Source organism: Amycolatopsis sp. lyj-346, assembly GCF_046548975.1.
In the GTDB taxonomy this organism is placed as follows: domain Bacteria; phylum Actinomycetota; class Actinomycetes; order Mycobacteriales; family Pseudonocardiaceae; genus Amycolatopsis.
Genome location: NZ_JAJPWT010000061.1, coordinates 1 through 696 on the forward strand (window position 1 = coordinate 1; position 696 = coordinate 696).

The following is a 696-nucleotide window of genomic DNA, read 5'->3' on the forward strand; positions in this document are numbered from 1 at the left end:
TCAAGACAAAGATATCAGTACCACGGAAGTTTGTGTAGTCATCAATCAATACGCCGATGGTAATATCCTTAAAGATCTTGTCTTCATACAGGTCATCATAAGCACCACGCAGAGGACTATCAATAGCCCCGTAACGAATAGCTGAAGTAATGTAGTCGCTGTAGTCACTATCCACTGGAGCGCGTGGCAGGGCTAAGATGTCTCGGAATGTTAAGTTACGCAATTTGAATCTCCTTACAATTTTTAAATTTACGGACAATAACCATGCGGCGTCCTTTATAGATCTCTGCAATTATATCCTCAATGAGGCCACTGATTTGCGGAAACTCCCCACCCATTAGACGGAGGAACGCAACAATCGTAGTGAATCCTTCAACCGTGTCCTCGATTGAGATAATCAGTCTGTGGCTACCGCCATCATAAACAGACATACGCTTCTGGTGATCCCATACAGAAAGAATGCCTCCGCGCTCTGTCATCATTGACAGGATACATTTACCCAAGATGCTATCTTGTAGGGATGAAAAGTCAACAACATATTTACACATCTATATATACCTCTCGTTCTTTTGGTGTTCTATCATCGTACAACTTCTTGACTGTGTCAACAGTTAGTTTACCAGCAAACTCTCCAAATTCCTCTTGGTGGCAGTTAACACAGGTGGCAGCTACGCGAGTAAATACGGTAAACCTCAT

Annotated in this window: 2 protein-coding genes; both read right to left on the reverse strand. The window is 42.8% G+C overall.

Annotation, left to right across the window (positions count from 1 at the left end; translation table 11 throughout):
* Window positions 1–223, reverse strand: a 223-nt coding sequence (locus ACLJQE_RS44675; protein WP_410645927.1) for a hypothetical protein, incomplete at its 3' end; no start/stop codon positions are given.
* A complete protein-coding gene (locus tag ACLJQE_RS44680; RefSeq protein ID WP_410645928.1) occupies window positions 216–479 on the reverse strand; it encodes a hypothetical protein in 264 nt (87 codons plus the stop codon). The genes ACLJQE_RS44675 and ACLJQE_RS44680, both read right to left, overlap by 8 nt.
* Between the last annotated feature and the right edge of the window lie 217 nt (window positions 480–696).

Bases quoted from the DNA above. Each gene is read 5' to 3' on its own strand.
- ACLJQE_RS44680 (WP_410645928.1), bottom strand. From the start codon at position 479: ATGACAGAGCGCGGAGGCATTCTTTCTGTATGGGATCACCAGAAGCGT.